A 345-nucleotide genomic window follows, 5' to 3' on the forward strand; every position below is an offset into this window, starting at 1 on the left:
CGGAGCGCGAGGCCGCGACCGAGGAGGTCGCCGCGACCGCCTTCCGGGATCTGCTCGACGCGCTCACGGCGACCAGCGGGGCCGTCGACGTCACGATCCCGCGCCGGGACGCGGCGCCGGCCCGCGCCCTGGACATCAAGCGCGCCGCCTGGATCACGCGGGTCGCGATCGGCGGCAACGTGGCGCGGGCCGAGACGGCCGTGACACGGGGCACGGGCTGGTCCGAGGAGGAGCGCCGCGCGGAGGCCGAAGAGCGCGGCCGCGTCGCGGCGAGTTGGGCGAATCTCGTCGATCACATGGACGACACGCTGCCGCGGGCGGTCCAGGACGCCTTCGTGAGGGCGG

Annotated in this window: 1 pseudogene; it reads left to right on the forward strand. The window is 76.5% G+C overall.

Annotation, left to right across the window (positions count from 1 at the left end):
* Window positions 1-345, forward strand: a pseudogene (locus tag ACLBX8_RS31675) (methyl-accepting chemotaxis protein); the annotation flags it as partial.

The sequence above is a fragment of the Methylobacterium sp. D48H genome (assembly GCF_053345715.1).